At 70.5% G+C, this 17,358-nt stretch carries 17 protein-coding genes; 11 read left to right on the top strand and 6 right to left on the bottom strand.

Annotated elements, in window-relative coordinates:
• Positions 1 to 157 precede the first annotated feature (157 nt).
• The 5 genes from AB0I15_RS49750 (at position 158) to AB0I15_RS49730 (ending at position 7,538) form a co-directional block, all read left to right on the top strand.
• Complete coding sequence (locus tag AB0I15_RS49750) at positions 158 to 1,816, top strand: FAD-binding dehydrogenase (protein WP_358113325.1); 1,659 nt, start codon at positions 158 to 160, stop codon at positions 1,814 to 1,816.
• Positions 1,817 to 2,097: 281 nt separating this feature from the next.
• A complete protein-coding gene (locus tag AB0I15_RS49745) occupies positions 2,098 to 3,207 on the top strand; it encodes an extracellular solute-binding protein (protein ID WP_358113323.1) in 1,110 nt (369 codons plus the stop codon).
• Positions 3,204 to 4,958 (top strand): iron ABC transporter permease, encoded by a 1,755-nt coding sequence (locus tag AB0I15_RS49740; RefSeq protein WP_358113321.1) that lies wholly within the window; start codon positions 3,204 to 3,206, stop codon positions 4,956 to 4,958. The genes AB0I15_RS49745 and AB0I15_RS49740 overlap by 4 nt, the downstream gene beginning before the upstream one ends.
• Positions 4,951 to 6,069 carry an ABC transporter ATP-binding protein gene (locus tag AB0I15_RS49735; protein WP_358113319.1) on the top strand — a complete coding sequence of 373 codons (1,119 nt, stop codon included), beginning with the start codon at positions 4,951 to 4,953 and terminating at the stop codon, positions 6,067 to 6,069. The genes AB0I15_RS49740 and AB0I15_RS49735 overlap by 8 nt, the downstream gene beginning before the upstream one ends.
• Before the next feature lie 11 nt (positions 6,070 to 6,080).
• Positions 6,081 to 7,538, top strand: a complete 1,458-nt coding sequence (locus tag AB0I15_RS49730) for a DUF6351 family protein (RefSeq protein ID WP_358113317.1) — start codon at positions 6,081 to 6,083, stop codon at positions 7,536 to 7,538.
• Positions 7,539 to 7,583: 45 nt separating this feature from the next.
• On the opposite strand, the gene AB0I15_RS49725 is transcribed toward AB0I15_RS49730, so the two are convergent.
• Positions 7,584 to 8,108 (bottom strand): Lrp/AsnC family transcriptional regulator, encoded by a 525-nt coding sequence (locus AB0I15_RS49725; protein ID WP_358113315.1) that lies wholly within the window; start codon positions 8,106 to 8,108, stop codon positions 7,584 to 7,586.
• 72 nt (positions 8,109 to 8,180) lie between these two features.
• On the opposite strand from AB0I15_RS49725, the gene AB0I15_RS49720 reads away from it, so the two are divergent.
• From AB0I15_RS49720 to AB0I15_RS49705, 4 genes are read left to right on the top strand one after another with little or no spacing between them, the layout of a single operon-like run.
• Positions 8,181 to 8,399 carry a hypothetical protein gene (locus tag AB0I15_RS49720; protein ID WP_358113313.1) on the top strand — a complete coding sequence of 73 codons (219 nt, stop codon included), beginning with the start codon at positions 8,181 to 8,183 and terminating at the stop codon, positions 8,397 to 8,399.
• Positions 8,369 to 8,764, top strand: a complete 396-nt coding sequence (locus AB0I15_RS49715) for a transcriptional regulator (protein ID WP_358113311.1) — start codon at positions 8,369 to 8,371, stop codon at positions 8,762 to 8,764. Before AB0I15_RS49720 ends, AB0I15_RS49715 begins: the two co-directional genes overlap by 31 nt.
• Positions 8,754 to 9,779, top strand: a complete 1,026-nt coding sequence (locus AB0I15_RS49710) for an FAD-dependent monooxygenase (RefSeq protein WP_358113309.1) — start codon at positions 8,754 to 8,756, stop codon at positions 9,777 to 9,779. Before AB0I15_RS49715 ends, AB0I15_RS49710 begins: the two co-directional genes overlap by 11 nt.
• Entirely contained in the window at positions 9,776 to 10,111 is a 336-nt protein-coding gene (locus AB0I15_RS49705) for a hypothetical protein (protein ID WP_358113307.1), read from the top strand. Before AB0I15_RS49710 ends, AB0I15_RS49705 begins: the two co-directional genes overlap by 4 nt.
• 112 nt (positions 10,112 to 10,223) lie before the next feature.
• Here the strand turns inward: AB0I15_RS49705 and AB0I15_RS49700 are convergent, their stop codons facing one another.
• The 5 genes from AB0I15_RS49700 to AB0I15_RS49680 all read right to left on the bottom strand — a co-directional run bounded on the left by AB0I15_RS49700 (position 10,224) and on the right by AB0I15_RS49680 (position 15,399).
• A complete protein-coding gene (locus tag AB0I15_RS49700) occupies positions 10,224 to 10,454 on the bottom strand; it encodes a hypothetical protein (RefSeq protein ID WP_358113305.1) in 231 nt (76 codons plus the stop codon).
• Between the two features lie 250 nt (positions 10,455 to 10,704).
• Positions 10,705 to 12,315, bottom strand: coding sequence for an alpha-amylase family glycosyl hydrolase (locus tag AB0I15_RS49695; protein ID WP_358113303.1), 1,611 nt, complete (start codon positions 12,313 to 12,315; stop codon positions 10,705 to 10,707).
• Positions 12,312 to 13,187: a carbohydrate ABC transporter permease gene (locus AB0I15_RS49690; RefSeq protein ID WP_358113301.1), complete on the bottom strand. Its 876-nt coding sequence runs from the start codon at positions 13,185 to 13,187 to the stop codon at positions 12,312 to 12,314. The genes AB0I15_RS49695 and AB0I15_RS49690 overlap by 4 nt, the downstream gene beginning before the upstream one ends.
• Positions 13,184 to 14,044 carry a sugar ABC transporter permease gene (locus tag AB0I15_RS49685; protein ID WP_358113299.1) on the bottom strand — a complete coding sequence of 287 codons (861 nt, stop codon included), beginning with the start codon at positions 14,042 to 14,044 and terminating at the stop codon, positions 13,184 to 13,186. The genes AB0I15_RS49690 and AB0I15_RS49685 overlap by 4 nt, the downstream gene beginning before the upstream one ends.
• A gap of 68 nt (positions 14,045 to 14,112) precedes the next feature.
• Positions 14,113 to 15,399 (bottom strand): ABC transporter substrate-binding protein, encoded by a 1,287-nt coding sequence (locus tag AB0I15_RS49680; protein WP_358113327.1) that lies wholly within the window; start codon positions 15,397 to 15,399, stop codon positions 14,113 to 14,115.
• A gap of 136 nt (positions 15,400 to 15,535) precedes the next feature.
• On the opposite strand from AB0I15_RS49680, the gene AB0I15_RS49675 reads away from it, so the two are divergent.
• Positions 15,536 to 16,252, top strand: a complete 717-nt coding sequence (locus AB0I15_RS49675; RefSeq protein ID WP_358113297.1) for a FadR/GntR family transcriptional regulator — start codon at positions 15,536 to 15,538, stop codon at positions 16,250 to 16,252.
• 43 nt (positions 16,253 to 16,295) lie between these two features.
• Positions 16,296 to 17,354, top strand: coding sequence for a D-2-hydroxyacid dehydrogenase (locus AB0I15_RS49670; RefSeq protein WP_358113295.1), 1,059 nt, complete (start codon positions 16,296 to 16,298; stop codon positions 17,352 to 17,354).
• Positions 17,355 to 17,358: the final 4 nt, after the last annotated feature.

Here is a 17,358-nt window from a genome sequence, read left to right as displayed (position 1 = left end):
GATCAGGGAAAGGAGAACTCCAGCGGTCGCAGGAAACGCTCGATGACCAGGCCGATCAGCGCCGTGACGGCGATGGCCACGTCGCCCGCCACGTCGCCCGCCACGCCGCCCGTGCCGCAGCCCGCCACGTCGCCCGCGCCGCCGCTGGACGTGAGTCGTGGCTGACGCCGACGTCATCGTCGTCGGGGCGGGCCTCGCCGGCCTGGTGGCGGCCGCCGAGGCCGCCGACGCCGGCCGCTCGGTCGTGCTGGTGGAGCAGGAGGGGGAGCAGTCGCTGGGAGGCCAGGCGTTCTGGAGCCTGGGCGGGCTCTTCTTCGTGGACAGCCCCGAGCAGCGCCGGATGGGGATCAAGGACTCGCGCGAGCTGGCCTGGCAGGACTGGCTCGGCAGCGCGCAGTTCGACCGCGAGGAGGACCGCTGGCCCCGCGCGTGGGCCGAGGCGTACGTCGACTTCGCGGCCGGCGAGAAGCGGGCCTGGCTGCGCGAGATGGGGCACCGGGTCTTCCCGCTGGTGGGCTGGGCCGAGCGCGGTGACGGCCGCGCCGAGGGCCACGGCAACTCGGTCCCGCGCTTCCACATCACGTGGGGGACCGGACCCGGTGTGATCGCGCCCTTCCAGCGCCGGGTCCGCGCCCATGCCGACGGCGGGCGGATCCGCCTGGCGTTCCGCCACCGGGTCGACGCCCTCCTCGTCGAGGGCGGCGCGGCCGTCGGGGTGGGCGGGCAGGTGCTCGAGCCGACGGCCGCGGACCGAGGCCGTCCGACCTCACGCGTCGCGACCGGCGACTTCGAGCTGCGCGCCCAGGCCGTGATCGTCACCAGCGGCGGCATCGGCGGCGACCACGACCTGGTCCGCAAGGTCTGGCCGGCCCGGCTGGGGCCGCCGCCGCGGACGATGGTGTCGGGCGTGCCGGCGCACGTGGACGGCCGGATGCTGGGGATCACCGAGGCGGCCGGCGCCCGGGTCGTCAACCCGGACCGGATGTGGCACTACGTGGAGGGCCTGCGCAACTGGGACCCGATCTGGGACAACCACGGCATCCGCATCCTCCCCGGCCCCTCGTCGCTCTGGCTCGACGCCACCGGCAGGCGGCTGCCCGCGCCGTACTTCCCGGGCTTCGACACCCTGGGAACCCTGCGTCACCTGCGGCTGACGGGCTACGACCACTCGTGGTTCGTGCTCACCCAGAAGATCATCGAAAAGGAGTTCGCGCTCTCCGGATCGGAGCAGAACCCCGACCTCACCGGCAAGGACCTCAAGCTCGTCCTGTCGCGCGTCAAGGGCGGGGCGCCGGCCCCTGTGGAGGCGTTCAAGCGGCACGGGGCGGACTTCGTCGTCGCCGGAGACCTCACCGAGCTGGTCGCGGGCATGAACAAGCTCGCCGGTCCGGACGCGCCGGAGATCGACGAGGCGGCGCTCCGGGCCCTCGTCGAGGCACGCGACCGGGAGATCGACAACGCGTTCACCAAGGACGCGCAGGTGACCGCGATCCGGGGCGCGCGCAACTACCGCGGCGACAAGCTGAGCCGGGTGGCGACCCCGCACAAGCTGCTCGACCCGAAGGCGGGGCCGCTGATAGCCGTACGGTTGCACATCCTGTCGCGCAAGATGCTCGGTGGCCTCGAATCCGACCTCGACGGCCGATGCCTGCGCGCCGACGGCGGCCCCTTCCCCGGCCTCTACGCCGCGGGCGAGGTCAACGGCTTCGGCGGCGGCGGGATGATGGGCTACAACGCCCTGGAGGGCACGTTCCTCGGCGGTTGCCTCTTCTCCGGCCGGGTGGCCGGCCGAGCCGCGGCCCAGGCGATCGCCTGACCGGGCGGCCGATCGGGCCACCGGCATGGCCACTGGCCAGCGGCTGATCGGGCGCCGCGGTCACGAATGAGCGTCCCATGGCGGCACGTCGTGCCGCCATCTCCGCCTGGGCCGCACAGCCGCAAAGGTTCCATGGCAAAAGCTCTCTGCAACTATTGACAGTTTTGCAATAGCATTCACAAGATGGCGGATGTCACAGTGAGTCGACCGTGATCAACCGTCCGCACGGTCCTCAGCGTCCGGCCCGGCGTCGCCGCCGTCGAAAACCCCCGAGGAACACCATGAGAAGGACCGCATTTCTCCCCCTCGCGCTCGCCGCCGCCCTGACCGCGGCGTGCGGCAGCCCGGCCGGTGATACCGCCTCCACGACGCCCAAGGCGACGGCGAACGTCGGGCAGGCCTCGGCGGTCACCCCCGTGGACGACGCCACCCTCAAGGCGGCGCGCGCCGAGGGCGAGGTCCTGCTCTACACCAACAGCGAGGAGCAGCAGATGACGCCGCTGGTGAAGGCCTTCGAGAAGGCGCACCCCGGCATCACGCTCCGCAGCCTCACGCTCGGCAACCAGGAGATGTTCCAGCGGTACGAGACCGAATCGGCGTCGGGGACCTCGTCGGCCGACGTGGTCATGAGCAGCGACGTGGTGGGCTGGCTGTCCTTCATCAAGAACGGCAACGTCGAGGACTACACCGATCCGAACACGCCGAACCTGCCCGGCCACGCGGTGCTGGGCCCGGGCGTCTACTCCATGTCGGTGGACCCGGTCATCGCGGTGTTCAACAAGGCGCTGCTCCCCGAAGCCAAGCAGCCCACCACGATGGTGGAGCTGGCGGCGATGGCCCGGCAGCTCGACGGGAAGATCGCGACGACCGACATCAGCAACGTCATCCAGTTCGGGGCCACCAGCGCCTACCTCGGCAAGTACGGCGAAGCCGGGTGGGCCACGCTCGAGAAGATCGGCGCCCACGCCCGGGTGGAGTCGAGCAACGGCCCGCTGGTGACCAAGCTCGCCCAGGGCCAGTACGCCGCCGAGTTCTTCGTCGCCGGCACCGTCCGGGCGTTCATCACCGGCGACGTCGCCAAGGTCGTGAACTACGGCTATCTCAAGGACGGGACGCCGCTGCTGCCGCGCGGCATCGGGGTGACCGCCAAGGCCGGGCACCCGAACGCGGCCAAGGTCTTCGTCAACTGGCTGCTGTCGGTCGAGGGACAGGAGGTCGCGTGCCAGGGCGGGTTCACGCCCTACCGCGACGGGGTGAGGTGCGACTTCGGCCTGCCCCAGGTCAAGGCCGCGGTCGGCGAGGAGAACCTGATCATCGGAACGTTCTCGCCGAAGCTCGCCGACGACCACGGCCCGATCGTCGCCCGCTTCAACAAGGCCTTCGGCCGATGACGGTGACGGCCGGGCCGAGGCCCGGTACGGCCGCCCCGGAGTCCGGCCGCCCCCGGGGGCCGCGGCGCCTGTCCGTGCCGGCGACCGCCGGCCACTACCTGATCTGGGCCGTGACCCTGGTCGTGGTCGTCGGCCCCGTGGTGCCGATCGCCCTCGCGTCGCTGTGGTCGGCGCCGCTCTACCGATCCGGCGGCCACCTCACGCTCGGCAACTTCCGCGACCTCCTGACCGACCCGGCCTGGTGGGCCGCGGTCGGCAACAGCGCCGCCTTCGCCGCCCTCACGACGGTGTCGTCCGTGCTGTTCGGCGTGGGTGCGGCCGTGCTTCTGACCCGTACCGACGTGCCGTTCCGCCGGCTCTTCGCCGGGCTCCTCATCCTGCCGATCATGCTCCCCGGGCTCGTGCTCATCGTCGGCTGGATGGCGATGTGGGCGCCGTCGGGGTACGTCAGCTCCTGGCTCGAGGTCAACACGGTGCTCTGGTTCCCCGTCGACCTGTACACCCTGCCGGGCATGGCGCTGGTGGCGACCACCGTGGCCGCGCCGACCGTGTTCCTCTTCTGCCGCACCACCGTGCTCGCCATCGACCCCGCCCTGGAGGACGCGGCGCGCAGCGCGGGCGCGGGCCCGCTGCGGGCGCTGGTCTCGGTGACCGTGCCCCTGCTGCGGCCGGCCGTCCTCACCTCCGCGCTCCTCGTGTTCGCGATCTCCTTCGAGGTGCTGGGCCTGCCGCTGATCCTGGGGTTCTCCAACAACATCACCTTCGTGTCGACGTACCTGTACGACAACTGGATCAACGCGGCGCCGCCGAACCAGGGGCTCGTGTCCGCCGGCGCGGTCTTCCTCCTCGTCTGCGTCTCCGGGCTCCTCGTCCTGCGCAACCGGCTCGTCGGAGACGCCTCCCGGTACACCACGGTCACCGGGAAGGCGGCCGCGACGCGGGTGGTGGGCCTCGGACCGGTCCGCTGGGCGCTGGCGGCCGTGCTCGCCACCGCGCTGGGCGTGCTGGTCGTCGTCCCCCTGGCCGGGGTCGTGATGTCGGCCTTCACCAGCATCCTCACCCCGTACGTCACGCCGTGGTCCGTGCTGACCACCGCGAACTTCCAGGCCATCGCCGACCATCCCATCTGGTCGGAATCGATCGTGAACAGCCTGCTCATCGCCGGTGTGGGCGGGCTGCTGACGACGGCGGCCATCGCCGTCGTCTCGGTGGTCGCCCACCGCTCCGCCTTCCGGTTCCGCGGATCGCTGCAGCAGGCGGTGGTGTGGCCCCGGATGATGCCCGGGCTCGTGACGGGCATGGCGTTCTTCTGGTCGTTCGCGATCCTCGACCCGAGCGGCGCCGTCCGCGGCAGCCTGTGGGGGATCGGGCTCGCGTTCGCCGTGCGCAGCCTCGCCCTCGGCTACGGCGTGTTCTACCCGGCGCTGGCCGCGATCGGGGAGGACCTCGTCCGCGCCGCCCGTACGTCGGGGGCCACCTGGTGGCAGGCCGCGATGAGCGTCGTGCTCCGGCTGAGCGCCCCCGCCATGGCAGCGTGCTTCGTCCTGCTGTTCGTGTCGATGCTCAACGACGCCGACCCCGCAGTCTTCCTCGTCACCGACCGGACCCCGGTCATGGGCCTGACCATGCTGCAACTCGCGGCGACGAGCACCGGCGGCGCCGTCGCCGCCTTCGGGGTGATCCAGATGGTCATCACCCTCGCGGTGCTCGGCGCCGGACGAATCTTCCTGGGGGTGCGGGCACATGCCTGATCTGACACTGACCAAGGTCGCCAAGAGCTTCGGCGCCAACGTCGTGCTCCACGACCTCGACCTGCACGTACGGGACGGCGAGCTGTTCACGCTGCTCGGCCCCAGCGGTTGCGGCAAGTCGACGACGCTGTGGTCGATCGCCGGTCTGCACTCGCCGGACAGCGGGACCATCACCTTCGGCGACCGGACGGTGTTCGACGGCGGCCGGATCGACGTGGCGCCCGAGCGCCGCAACTGCGGCGTGGTGTTCCAGTCCTACGCCGTCTGGCCGCACCTGTCGGTGCACGACAACGTCGCGTACCCGCTCAAGCTCCGCAAGGAGAGGCGCCCGGCCAGGGCGGCCCGGGTCCGGGAGGTGCTCGAACTCGTCGAGCTCGACCACCTGGAGGGCCGCTACCCGCACGAGCTCAGCGGCGGGCAGCAGCAGCGCGTGGCGCTGGCCCGCGCGCTGGCGCACCCGCCCGACCTGCTGCTGCTGGACGAGCCGTTCTCCAACCTGGACGCCAAGCTGCGCGAGCGCGCCCGGGAGTGGCTGCGCGCCCTGCAGCAGCGGATCGGCGTCACCACCGTCTTCGTGACGCACGACCAGGACGAGGCGCTCTCGATGAGCGACCGGATCATGGTCATGGACCAGGGCCGGGTCCGGCAGGTCGGCACCCCCGAGGAGATCTACCAGGAGCCGGCCGACGTGTTCGTCGCCGACTTCGTGGGGACCGTGAACGTGCTCGCGGGGCGAGCCGCGCCGGGCGCGGACGGCACCGCACGGGTGTGGCTCGACGGCCTCGGCCGGCCGCTCATCGTGCCGGCCGGCGCGGGCCTCGACGGCGACGTACGGCTCACCGTCCGCCCGGAGCGCATCGTGGTGCACCCGCCGGGCGGCGCCCCCGCGGACACGGCCGGCGCCGTCAACACGGTCACGGTCAAGGTCCGTTCCCGGGCCTTCCTCGGCGACCACTACCGGTACGTGACGGATCTCGGGGAGCGCGAGCTGGTGGTGCGGACCCTGACGCCCGTCGACCACGGCTCCGAGCTGATCGTCGAACTCCCGCCGGACGCGATCCGCGTCTTCGGCCCCGCCCGACCCGACATGGCCCCGCCTGACCCGACATGAAGGAGCAGTTCTTGACCACGCCTGACGCGCCCGCACCTCGTTCGCGGCGGTCCGAAGGCCGCCGGCGCCGTCCGGCGGCACTCACGGCGGTGCTCGCCGTCGCCCTCCTGGGCCCTCTCGGCAACGCGCCCTCGGCCGAGGCGGGCACCACCCGGCCCACCGCTGTGGCCTGCCCGTCCGGCCTGGCCGCGAAGGCCACCTGTCACGCCGGGCAGGACGCCAACGGCGCCTACTACACGATGGCCGTCCCCAAGCGCTGGAACGGCTCCCTCGTCGTGCACGCCCACGGCGGACCCGACTTCTCCTACGACTCCTCCAGCCCGGCGGAGGACCTGGAGCGCTGGGCGGTGCTGGTCGACCAGGGATACGCCTGGGCCGGCTCCTCGTACCGGCGGGGCGGCTACGGGGTCAGGATGGCCGCCGCCGACACCGAGAACGTACGCCGCCTGTTCGCCGGCCGTTTCGGCCGGCCGGAGCGCACCTACCTCCATGGCCAGTCCTGGGGCGGGAACGTCGCGGCCAAGGTCGCCGAGACCTACGGCCGGCAGCCCGGCGCCTACGACGGGGTGCTGCTGACCAACGGCCTGCTGAGCGGCGGCTCGCGCGGCTACGACCACCGCGTGGACCTGCGCGTGGTCTACCAGTACTACTGCCGCAACCTCCCTCGCCCGGAGGAGCCGCAGTATCCGCTGTGGCAGGGGCTCCCCGCCGGCTCCACCATGACGCCCGCCGACGTCCAGGCCCGTCTGCGGGAGTGCACCGGCATCGACTCCGACCCCGCCGACCGGACCGCGGCGCAGCGGCGCAACCTCGGCGACATCCTCGCGGTCACCCGCACCCCGGAGCGCTCACTGGCGACGAACCTGCTGTACGCGACCTTCCTGTTCCAGGACATCGTGTCCAAGCGGCTCGACGGCCGTAACCCCTTCACCAACCGGGGCGTACGGTACGAGGGTTCACACGACGACAGGGCGCTCAACGCGGGTGTGGCTCGATTCTCGGCCGACCCCACCGCACGCCGTGACCTCTCCTACGACAGCGACCTCACCGGCCGGGTGCCGCTCCCGGTCCTCACCCTGCACGCGATCGACGATCCGCAGGTCGCCGTGGAGCACGAGGCGGCCTACCGCGCCACTCTCCGGAGCGCCGGCCAGGACGGGCATCTCGTCCAGACGTTCACGAAGGAGTCGGAGCACAGCGAGCTGAGCGACTCCGAGTACGCCGCCTCCATCGCCGCGCTCGACACCTGGGTGCGTTCCGGCCGGAAGCCGACTCCGCGTTCGATCGCACGGTCCTGTGGCACCTTCGACGGCGCCTACGGCACCGGGTGCTTCTACGACCCGGAGTTCAGCCCCGCGCCGTACGCCACCAAGATCCGGCCCCGGCCCGGCGGCCTGCGCTGGCCCGCGATGACCGCCGCGCAGGAGCGTGCCTGGAGCCGGATCGACGGCGTGGGCATCGCCCCCTGAGCCCTCTGCGCTCCCCGAGCCCTCTCGCGACCGTGGCGACGGCGCTCACGTCGTGCGCTGCCCCGGACCGGCGGTGGAGTCGCCGCCAGGATCCGGGACCGGCAGCGGGCGGAGCGGGACCGGTGTCGAGACGACGATCGACGTCGTCGTCTGCCCGTGGAGGACGAACCGGTCGATGATCTCCTCCAGCCCGGCCATCGACGGCGCGTGCACTTTCAGGATGAAGCAGTCTTCCCCGGTGATGCGGTGGCACTCGACCACGTTCGGCGTCCGGCGGGCGGTCTCGGCCACCTTGGGGAGCTGACTGGGGCCGGGGCGGACGCGGATGAGCGCGGTCACGGTCATGCCCAGGGCCTCGGGCGCGACGTCCATGCGGAACCCGGTGATGACGCCCGCGCGCTGGAGGCGCTGCACGCGTTCGGTGACCGCGGGCGCGGACATGCCGACCCGGCGCGCGAGCTCGGACATCGACAGCAGCGGGTCGGCGTGCAACTCGGTGAGCAACCTGGCGTTGACGCCGTCGATCGTGCCGGGATCGGGGGCGGTCTGGCCGGATGGCCTTGAATTCAACGGCAATGGGGGCCTCTCGCCTACAGAATGGCATTCAGCTACGCGGGCAGGTTTTGCCACGCTACTCCGGTGATGTCGTCCGTCAAAGCGCCGCACTTGTCCGGCCGGGTGCCGCCGCAGGTGTTCTTCGCGGTGAGCGCCGTCTTCCACTACCTCGGGCCCGCGTTCGCCGTGACGCTGTTCGAGCACGTCGGCGTGTTCGGGGTCACCTGGCTCCGGATCGCCGGCGCGGCGGTGGTGTTCGCCGTCTGGCTGCGCCTGTGGCGGCCGGTCGCGTGCTGGCCTGGCTGATGATCTGCGACCCACCGGAACAGTCGGCGGGCCAGATCGCCGAGGCGATCGGCGCTAGCCGGGCCTCGCTGGCCACCAGCATGCGCCTGCTCATCGACGCCGGGTTCGTCCGCCGCCGCACCCGGCCCGGACAGAAGACGCACTACTACCAGGTCGACGACGACGCCTGGGAGCGGGTCGTCCGGCGCAGGGTCGCGGGCCTGGCCGCGTTCCGCGAGATCACCGCGGCCGGCATGGACCTGGCCGGCCCCGACCCGGCGCGCACCCGGCGGCTGCGGGTGGCGCACGACGTCTTCGACTGGATGGACCAGGCCTTCGCGACCATGCCTGGCCCGCGACACGAGGGGGACACCGATGAAGCGTGACCAGGGCCGCTCCGCGATCGTGGCCGGAGCGGGGATCGGCGGGCTGGCCGCGGCCATCGGCCTGCTGCGCGCCGGCTGGACGGTGACCGTGCTGGAGCGGGCCCGCGAACTCGGAGAGGTCGGCGCGGGCTGGTCGTTCGCGCCGAACGCGCTGCGCGCCGCCGACGCCCTGGGCGTCCGCGAGGAGTTCCGGGCCTGCTCGGTGCCCACCGAGGCGGGCGCCGAGGTCACCGGCGTCCGGCAGGACGGCGACGGCGTCACGGTCACCTGCGGCGACGGCGGCGAACTGCGGGCCGATCTGCTGGTCGGGGCCGACGGCGTCCACAGCACCGTGCGCCGCCGCGTCTGGCCGGACACCCCCGAGCCGGTCTTCCAGCGCATCCTGTGCTGGCGCGGGGTGACGGAGCCGGGTTCGGTCCGGCAGGTGAGCGGATACCAGACCTGGGGGCGTGGCGCCCGGTTCGGCGCGCACCCGTTGATCGGCGAGCGGGTGTTCTGGTTCCTCACCGTCCGCCAGGACGAGCCCGGCACGCGCTTCGACGACGATCTCGGCGAGGTACGACGCAGGACGCGCGGCTGGCACGAGCCGATCGGCGCGCTGCTGGCCGCCACACCGCCCGAGACCGTGCTGTGCCACGACATCTACGACCTGGACCCGCTGCCCTCCTACGCCGACGGCCGCGTCGCGCTGCTCGGCGACGCCGCCCACGCCATGACCCCGTTCCTCGCCCAGGGCGCCTGCCAGGCGCTGGAGGACGCCGTCGTCCTGGCGGCCGAGGCGACCGGCCCCGTGCCGGAGGCGCTGCGCCGCTACGACCAGGCCCGCCGCCCGCGCACCCAGCAGGTGCAGCGCATGGCCAGGACCGACCCCAGGCTCAGCCTGTCGACCAGCGGGGCCACCTACCGGCTCATGACCGCGATGACCCGCCTGGCCTCCTCCGGCATGGCCCGCCGCAAGAGCGCCCGGCTCTGGAACTGGACCCCACCCGCCCTCCCCACGGAAGTGACGCGATGACGATCGAGCACATCATGTTCCGCAGCGGCGACGTGCGCTGCGCGGCCGACCTCCACCTGCCCCCGGAGGCGGACGGGCCGGTGCCCGGCGTGGTGATGGGCCACAGCGTCCACATGGTCAAGGAGGCGCTGGCCCCCGGCGCCGCCTACCTGGTGCGGGCCGGTTTCGCCGTGCTCGCCGTCGACTACCGCACCATCGGCGCAGCGGGCCGAGGCGCTGCTCGGCGCGCTCGGCGCCGCATCAGCGCGGAGCCGGGCAGGGCCGTCGTGGCCGCGCCACACGCAGACCTCACCGGCACATCGCTTCAAGGCCGCGCGGCAGGAAATCCATAAATCATGCCGAACCGCGGCGACAAAGATTTGAAGCCGGTCTGAAGCAGCGCCTCATTAGCATCTCGGATGCCGAACGGAAAAGCCCCACGAATTCGACCGGGCGCTTTTCTGATCATTTCTTCCGAAAGAGGTGAGCGACCTTGTTCAGACGAATACTGGGAGTCGCGATCGCCATGGCCGCCGGCCTGACCATCGCACCGGCAGCGGCATCGGCCCAGTCCAGCGGGGCCGGCGCACTGGGCACCTGCTCGTATTCGGCGAGCAAGCCGGTGCTCGCCGGAGGCACGATCTTCGCGTACGCGCCATGGAGTTGCGGCATGGCCCCCGACGAGGTGACGATCATGTGGGTGGAGATCTTCCGTGACGGCTCCCGTGTCAAGTCCGCGGAATTCTCGCGCTATGGCGTGTTCAGCCAGACGAACGCCACCGGAATCACCTGCATAAGCGGAGTGCACACGTACAAAGTGCGTACCTATGGAGTCTCGGGGGACCAGCCCACGAGCTGGATCCCCAAAGACAGCCCGACCTACACGAACACCTCCGGAAGGTGTTCCTGACCCACGGAAAGGCTCCTGCCGCGGCAGGAGCCTTCTCTAGCCGTGCGCCCCCGTCATCGTGAGAATCCGTGCTTCGAAGGGCGCGAGGGAGACCGCGCCTGTCAGCGGGTCGCCGGTGCTCGCGTGCGACGACCAGCGTGTACGGCCGGAGCCGTCGAACGTGATCGTCTGCTCCCGCTCGGACAGGTTCACCGCCACGAGAAGCGCCTCCTCGCCGTCGCCGCGCAGATAGGCCAGATGGTCCGGATGGGCGGAGAGCATGGTGATGCCGCCCCGGCGCAGGGCGGGCAGCTCCCGCCGGAGCATGAGGAGTTCCGTGACGAGGCGGTGCACCGAGCGCGGGTCGCGTTCCTGGCTCTCGACGCTGAAGCGTCCCGCCCACGCGGGTATCGGCAGCCAGGTGCCGGCAGCCTCGGCGCTGAATCCGGCGTTCGCCGGCTTCTCGCACCAGGGCATGGGCATGCGCTGCGGGTCGCGGCCGAGCCCGAGACCGGGCGCGCGCAGTTCGGCGCAGTCACGGGCGCGGTCGCCGGGGACCGGGGAGTCGGGGAGGCCGAGTTCGTCGCCGTAGTAGAGCGTCGGCGTCCCTTTCAGCGTGAGCAGCAGCGCCAACGCGCCCGGAACGCGTTCCGCCCCGATCCGGCTGGCGAGACGGGAGCGGTCGTGGTTGCTCAGCACCCAGTTCGGATGCGAACCGGCGGGGAGCGCGGCGTGATAGCGCTGGATGAGGTCCGCCAGGGCGACGCCGTTCCAGGGGGCGTCGATGAGGGAGAAGTTCATCGCGATGTCGAGCCCGCGCGATCCGAGGGCGGCGACGCGTTCGAGCTTGAGGTGGAGCTCGCCCATCAGCATCCGGTCGTCGTATTCCTCGACGACCGTGTGCATGCGCGCGAGCAGGCCCGGCAGCTCGGGTTGGTCGGCCGTGTACTTCTGCACCTGCCGGACCGTCGTGTGGGCGGCCGCGCCGCCGATCTCGAACGACCCGGCGCCGTCGTCCACCGGGTTGTCGCGCAGCCGCGCGTCCTTGATGAGCCGCCACACCGCGTCCACGCGGAACCCGTCGACGCCGCGGTCGAGCCAGAACCTCATCACGTCGAACATCGCCCGCTGGACGTCTGGATTGCGCCAGTTCAGGCTCGGCTGCTCGGGCAGATGCGCGTGGTAGTAGTACTGCCCGGTCGGCTCGTGGAAGGTCCAGGCCGGGCCGCCGAAGGCGGAGGCCCAGTTGTTGGGCGGGCCGCCGCCGGGCCCGGGATCGTGCCAGAGATACCAGTCCCGGTGCGCGCCGTCGCGGCCCGACAGCGCGTCGCGGAACCACGGGTGCTCGCTGGAGGTGTGCTGGGGCACGTAGTCGAGCACGACACGGAGCCCTCTTTCGTGCGCCCCGCGCACCACCCGGTCGAAGGTGGCCAGATCGCCGAAAGGCGCCCCGACCTCCGTGTACCCCGAGACGTCGTAACCGAGGTCCAGCAACGGCGAGGCGTAGACCGGGCTCAGCCAGATCGCGGTCACGCCGAGTGCCGCGATGTAGTCCAGGCGCCGCTCCACGCCCCACAGGTCGCCGAACCCATCGCCGTTCCCGTCCTGGAACGACGGCACGTACACCTGGTAGAAGGCCCCTTCGCGCCACCACCGTCCGGTGCTCATCCCTTCACCGCCCCCGCCGTGAGGCCGGACACGATCTTCTTCTGGAAGATCAGGACCAGCAGGATCAGCGGGATCGAGATGATCACGGACGCGGCGCTGATCGTGCCGAGCGGCTGTTCGTACTCGCTCGCGCCGGTGAAGAACGCGATGGCGACGGGAACGGTGCGCGCCTCGGGCCCGTACGTCAGCGTGGCCGCGAGCAGGAACTCGTTCCAGGCGAAGATGAACGCGAGGATTCCCACGGTGGCGATGCCGGGCGCGGCCAGCGGCAGAATGACCTTGTAGTACGCCTGGAAAGGGGACGTCCCGTCGATGTAGGCCGCCTCTTCGAGCTCCACCGGGATCTCCTTGAAGAAGGAGACCAGCGTGTAGATCGACAACGGCAGCGTGAACGTCAGGTAGGGGATGATCAGCCCGACGAGCGTGTTGTAGAGCCCGAGGTCGTTCCAGAGCGAGAACATCGGCGCGGCGATGGCGATGCCCGGGAACGTCGTCACCGAGAGCACGATGCTCAGGATGAGGAACTTGCCGCGCATCTTCAGCCGCGCCAGCGGATAGGCGGCGAACGACGCGACGGCGAGCGCGAGAAGGGTCGTCGTCGCCGCCACGATGAGGGAATTGCCGAGCGCCCGCAGGAAGTCGCCGTCGCCGAGGACCGCCTGGTAGTTCTCGAATGTGGGATGCGGCGGGGTGAGGCTCGCCTTCGACAGATCGGGCCCGGTCTTCAGCGAGGTGTTGACGAGCCAGTAGAGCGGGACGAGCGAGAAGATCATGACGACGGCGACGGCACACCACACCAGCGGGTTGTGCTCCGCGCCGCGCCGGGGCCGCCGCCGCTTCGACGGCTGCCGGCCGATGGCCGCGTTCGTCATCGCGAACCTCCCTTGACGACCGATCGGATGTTGCCGCCGGCGAAGCGGATATAGAGGAAGGACACCAGCATGACGACCACGAAGGTGAGGATCGACACCGCGGAGCCCTGCCCGACGAGTTGGTTGCCGCGCAGGGTCTGGTAGGCCAGCACGGACATCGTCTCCGTCCCGTACGCGCCACGGGTGAGCACGAACGGCAGGTCGAAGACGCGCAGCGCGTCGAGCGTCCGGAAGATCATCGCCAGGGCGATCGCCGGCCAGAGCAGGGGCAGCGTGATGCTCACGAAGTGCCGGAAGGCGCCGGCGCCGTCGATCTGCGAGGCCTCCCGCAGATCCGCCGGAATGACCTGCAGCCCGGCGAGCACCAGGAGCGCGACGAAGGGCGCGGTCTTCCAGACGTCGGCCAGGATCACCACCGTCATCGCGTATCCGCTCTGCCCCAGCCAGACCACGCCGGCGTCGGTGAGGCCGAGTGAGTTGAGCATGGTGGAGACGAGGCCCAGATCCGGGTCGAAAATGGTCCGCCACGTGATGGCGCTCACGACCGTCAGGACCGCGTACGGGAGCAGCACGATGCTGCGCAGCAGCGTCCTGAACCGGAACGCGATGTTCAGCAGGAGCGCCATCCCGATCCCGATGAGCAGTTCGAGCGGCACCGAGATGGCGGTGAACAGGAACGTGTTGCCCACGGCCGTCCACCACGCCGGCGAGGTGAGCTGCTCGATGTAGTTGCTCAGGCCGACAGAGCGCGACAGCCCGGGGGTGATGACGCTGTACTGGTGCAGCGAAAGCCAGATCGCGTAGAGCACGGGATAGCCGGCCACGCCGGCCATGAGGATCAGGGCGGGAGCTACCATCCGCCCTGCGAGGCGGCTTTCGCCGGAGGCGGGGGGCCGCCCCGAGGATCGGAGAAACGGCATCGGTATCAGAAGGTCCTGAGGGCGGCGGCGACCTTGTCCGCCATCTGCGTCGCGGCGGGCTGCGGCGCGACCTCTCCGGAGAGCACCTTGCCCACGGTCTGATAGATCGCCTGCGAGATCTGCGGGTAGACCGGTGAGACCGGGCGGGACTTCGCGCCGGTCAGCGCCTTCAGCAGCTCCTGCGAGAAGGGCAGGGCCTTCTTGACCGGCTCGGCGGTGTAGGCCGCCGCGACGGCGGGCGCGAGCGCGTTGTCGACGGCGATCCGCTGCTGCCATTCGTCGCCGGTCATGAAGTCGATCATCGCCAGGGCGCCGGCCTGGTTCTTGGAGAACGCGCTGACGGCGACGTTGCTGCCGCCGAGCACGCCGACGCCGCTGCCTGTCGCCTTCCAGCCGGGGAGCGGCGTCACGGCGAACTTGTCGGCGATGGCCGACTTCTGGCCGGCCGCGTAGGCGTAGGGGTAGTTCCGCATCGTCGCACCGGCGCCGGACTCGAAGGCGAGGCGGGTGGCGTCCTCGTCGTACGTCAGCACCGCCTTCGGTGACGCGCCCTTGTCGACGCCGTTCTGCATGAACGTCAGCACCTCGACCGTCGCGGGGGAGTTGACGGCGACTTCGCCCTTGTCGTTCAGCACCTGGCCGCCCGCGCTGTAGAGCAATTCGAGGAAGCTGACGGTCAGCGACTCGCTCTGCGACGCCTGGTAGAGGAATCCCTTCTTCGGGTCCGCCTCGCCGTAGGAGTAGAGCTGCTGCCAGGTCTGCGGGGCCTTTACCTGGTCGGTGCGGTGATAGAGCAGCCCCGTGTTCGAATAGAACGGGACGCCCCAGTATTTGTCCTTGAAGAGCAGCGTGCCGGCGGTGGACGGGATGAGTTTGTCCAGCTTCGACTTGATGACATTGCTCATGTCCGCGAGCCATCCCTGGGCGGCCAACTGCGCCGTCCAGACCACGTCCAGCCGGAAGACGTCGCACTGGTTCGACTTCGTCTGCATGCGCTGCGTGATCTGCTGCAACTGGTCGTCGGCCGACGCGCCCAGCTCGACATATTTGGCCGTCGTCCCCGGGTGCGCCTTGTTGAAGGCCGTCATCGTGGCCTGCCAGACGCCGGACGAGTCCGTCGGCCCGCAAACCGTGATATCGCCTTTCGCCGATTCGGCCAGCGCGGGGTCGAGTGGCGTACTACTGACGGTGCCCGACGGCTCGGCGTCAGAACACGCGGTAAGCGCTATGGCCAGCGCCGAGACCGCGCCGATTACCGTGACGGCACGCAGCCGACGTCGTTGTGTCACCATCATTGCCGCTCTTTCTGATTACTTCTTGCCATGTCGTCGTTGCGCCACGAATCGAACAGGCTTGGGGTTTGCTGCTGCGGCGGATTCTCGCTAGAATCCGAATAATCCTATTTGTAGGATGAATGGAGTAGATCATATGATCGAACCTCGTGTCAAGGCGACCAGGAGGAACCTGTCGGCGTCGATCGCCGACGACCTCCTGTTCAAGATCAAGAGTGGCCAGTTTCCGCCGGGCTCGAAGGTCCCCGGCGAGAAGGAGCTGATGGCGGCGTACGGTGTCGGCCGCAACACCGTACGGGAGGCGGTCCAGTCGCTCGTGACCATGGGCTACCTCGACGTGCGCCCCCGCGTCGGGGCGAGAGTGACCTCCGTGTCGATCGAGGAGGCGGTGGAGTCGGCGGCCATCTCGGCATTACTGGCAGGCGAGGCCGTCGGTGACATCTACGAGCTGCGCCGTGTGCTGGAGACCGAGATCGCCGAGCGGGCGGCGACGGAGGCGACCCCCGCCGACCTCGACGCGATCAGGCTCGCCCTTGAGGACTACGAACGCGCCCACCACGAAGGCCACGGCGCCTACCGCGCCGACGTCGCCTTCCACGCGGCGCTGGCGGTCGCGAGCCACAACGTGGCCTTCTGCAACGTGCTCGAGGGCGTGGGCGATCTGCTGCTGAACGCCCGTCAGTTGACCGACCGACTTCCTGGCGCTATCTCGCTCGCGCTGAAGGAGCACACCGAGATCCTGCGCGCGGTCGAACAACGCGACCCCGAGAAGGCACGGCACGCGATGAAGGTTCACATGGTGACGTCCGTGGAGGCGTGGAAACGCGCGCAGCGGCTCTTCGTCGAGAGCTGACACGCGACCGAGTGATGACGAGAAACCGACCGAGGAACCATTCTTGCCCGGCCAGAAAAGCCTTCGAGTAGCCGTCGCCAACCCTCTTCACCAGGAGTCCTGCCGGCTCATCACCGAGCGCGAACCGCGCGTCACCCTGCTGTCCGACCCCTCCCTGCTCCCGCCCGCACGGCACCGGGCGGATTTCTCCGGCGATCCCGCGTTCCGCCGGACCCCCGAACAACAACGGAGATTCGAGGCCCTCCTCGAGTCGGCCGACGCGCTTCTCGGCATCCCCGACGTCGATCCCGCGGCGCTGGCCAGGACGGTGCGCGCGAACCCGCGTCTTCGCTGGGTGCATACGACGTCCGCCGGTGGCGGCCAGGAGGTCGGGAAGGCCGGGCTGAGCCCGTCGCAGCTCCAGCGGGTCACCTTCACCACCTCCGCCGGAGTGCACGGATCGTCGCTGGCCGAGTTCGTCCTGCTCGGCGTTCTCGGCGGCGCCAAGGACCTGCCGCGCCTGCTGCGGCTGAAGAGCCGGCGCGAGTGGAGCGGACGGTGGATGTCGCGTCAGCTCTCGCGGCAGAAGGCGCTGATCCTCGGCTTCGGCGGGATCGGCAGGGCCGTGGCCCCCCTGCTCAAGGCGCTCGGCATGAGCGTCACCGCGACCTCGCGCCACCCCGGCGCCGAGCACCCGGACGTCGACAGGTTCGTCCGGATCGGCGAACTGGACGAGGTCATCGGCGACATGGACGCGATCGTGTGCGCGCTGCCCGGCACCGACCTGACCAGAAGGATCGTCGGCGAACGCCTGCTCTCGCAGGTCAAACGCGGCGTCACGTTCGTGAACGTGGGCCGCGGCGGCGTGGTCGACGAATCGGCGCTCATCGCGGCGCTGGAGGACGGGCGGATCGGCTTCGCCGCGCTCGACGTCTTCGAGGTCGAGCCCCTGCCCGAGACGAGCCCGCTCTGGGCGTCGCCGAACGTCCTGATCAGCCCGCACACCGCGGCCCTCACGGTCGAGGAGGAGACGGCCGTCGCCGAATTGTTCGCCGACAACGCCACCCGGCTGCTCGACGGGCAGCCGCTCGTGAACGTCGTCGACACCGTCGAATTCTACTGAGACT

The organism is Nonomuraea sp. NPDC050643 (assembly GCF_040654715.1).
GTDB lineage: Bacteria > Actinomycetota > Actinomycetes > Streptosporangiales > Streptosporangiaceae > Nonomuraea.
Note: the sequence above shows the minus strand (reverse complement) of the source record. Positions and strands in the feature narration are given on the sequence as shown.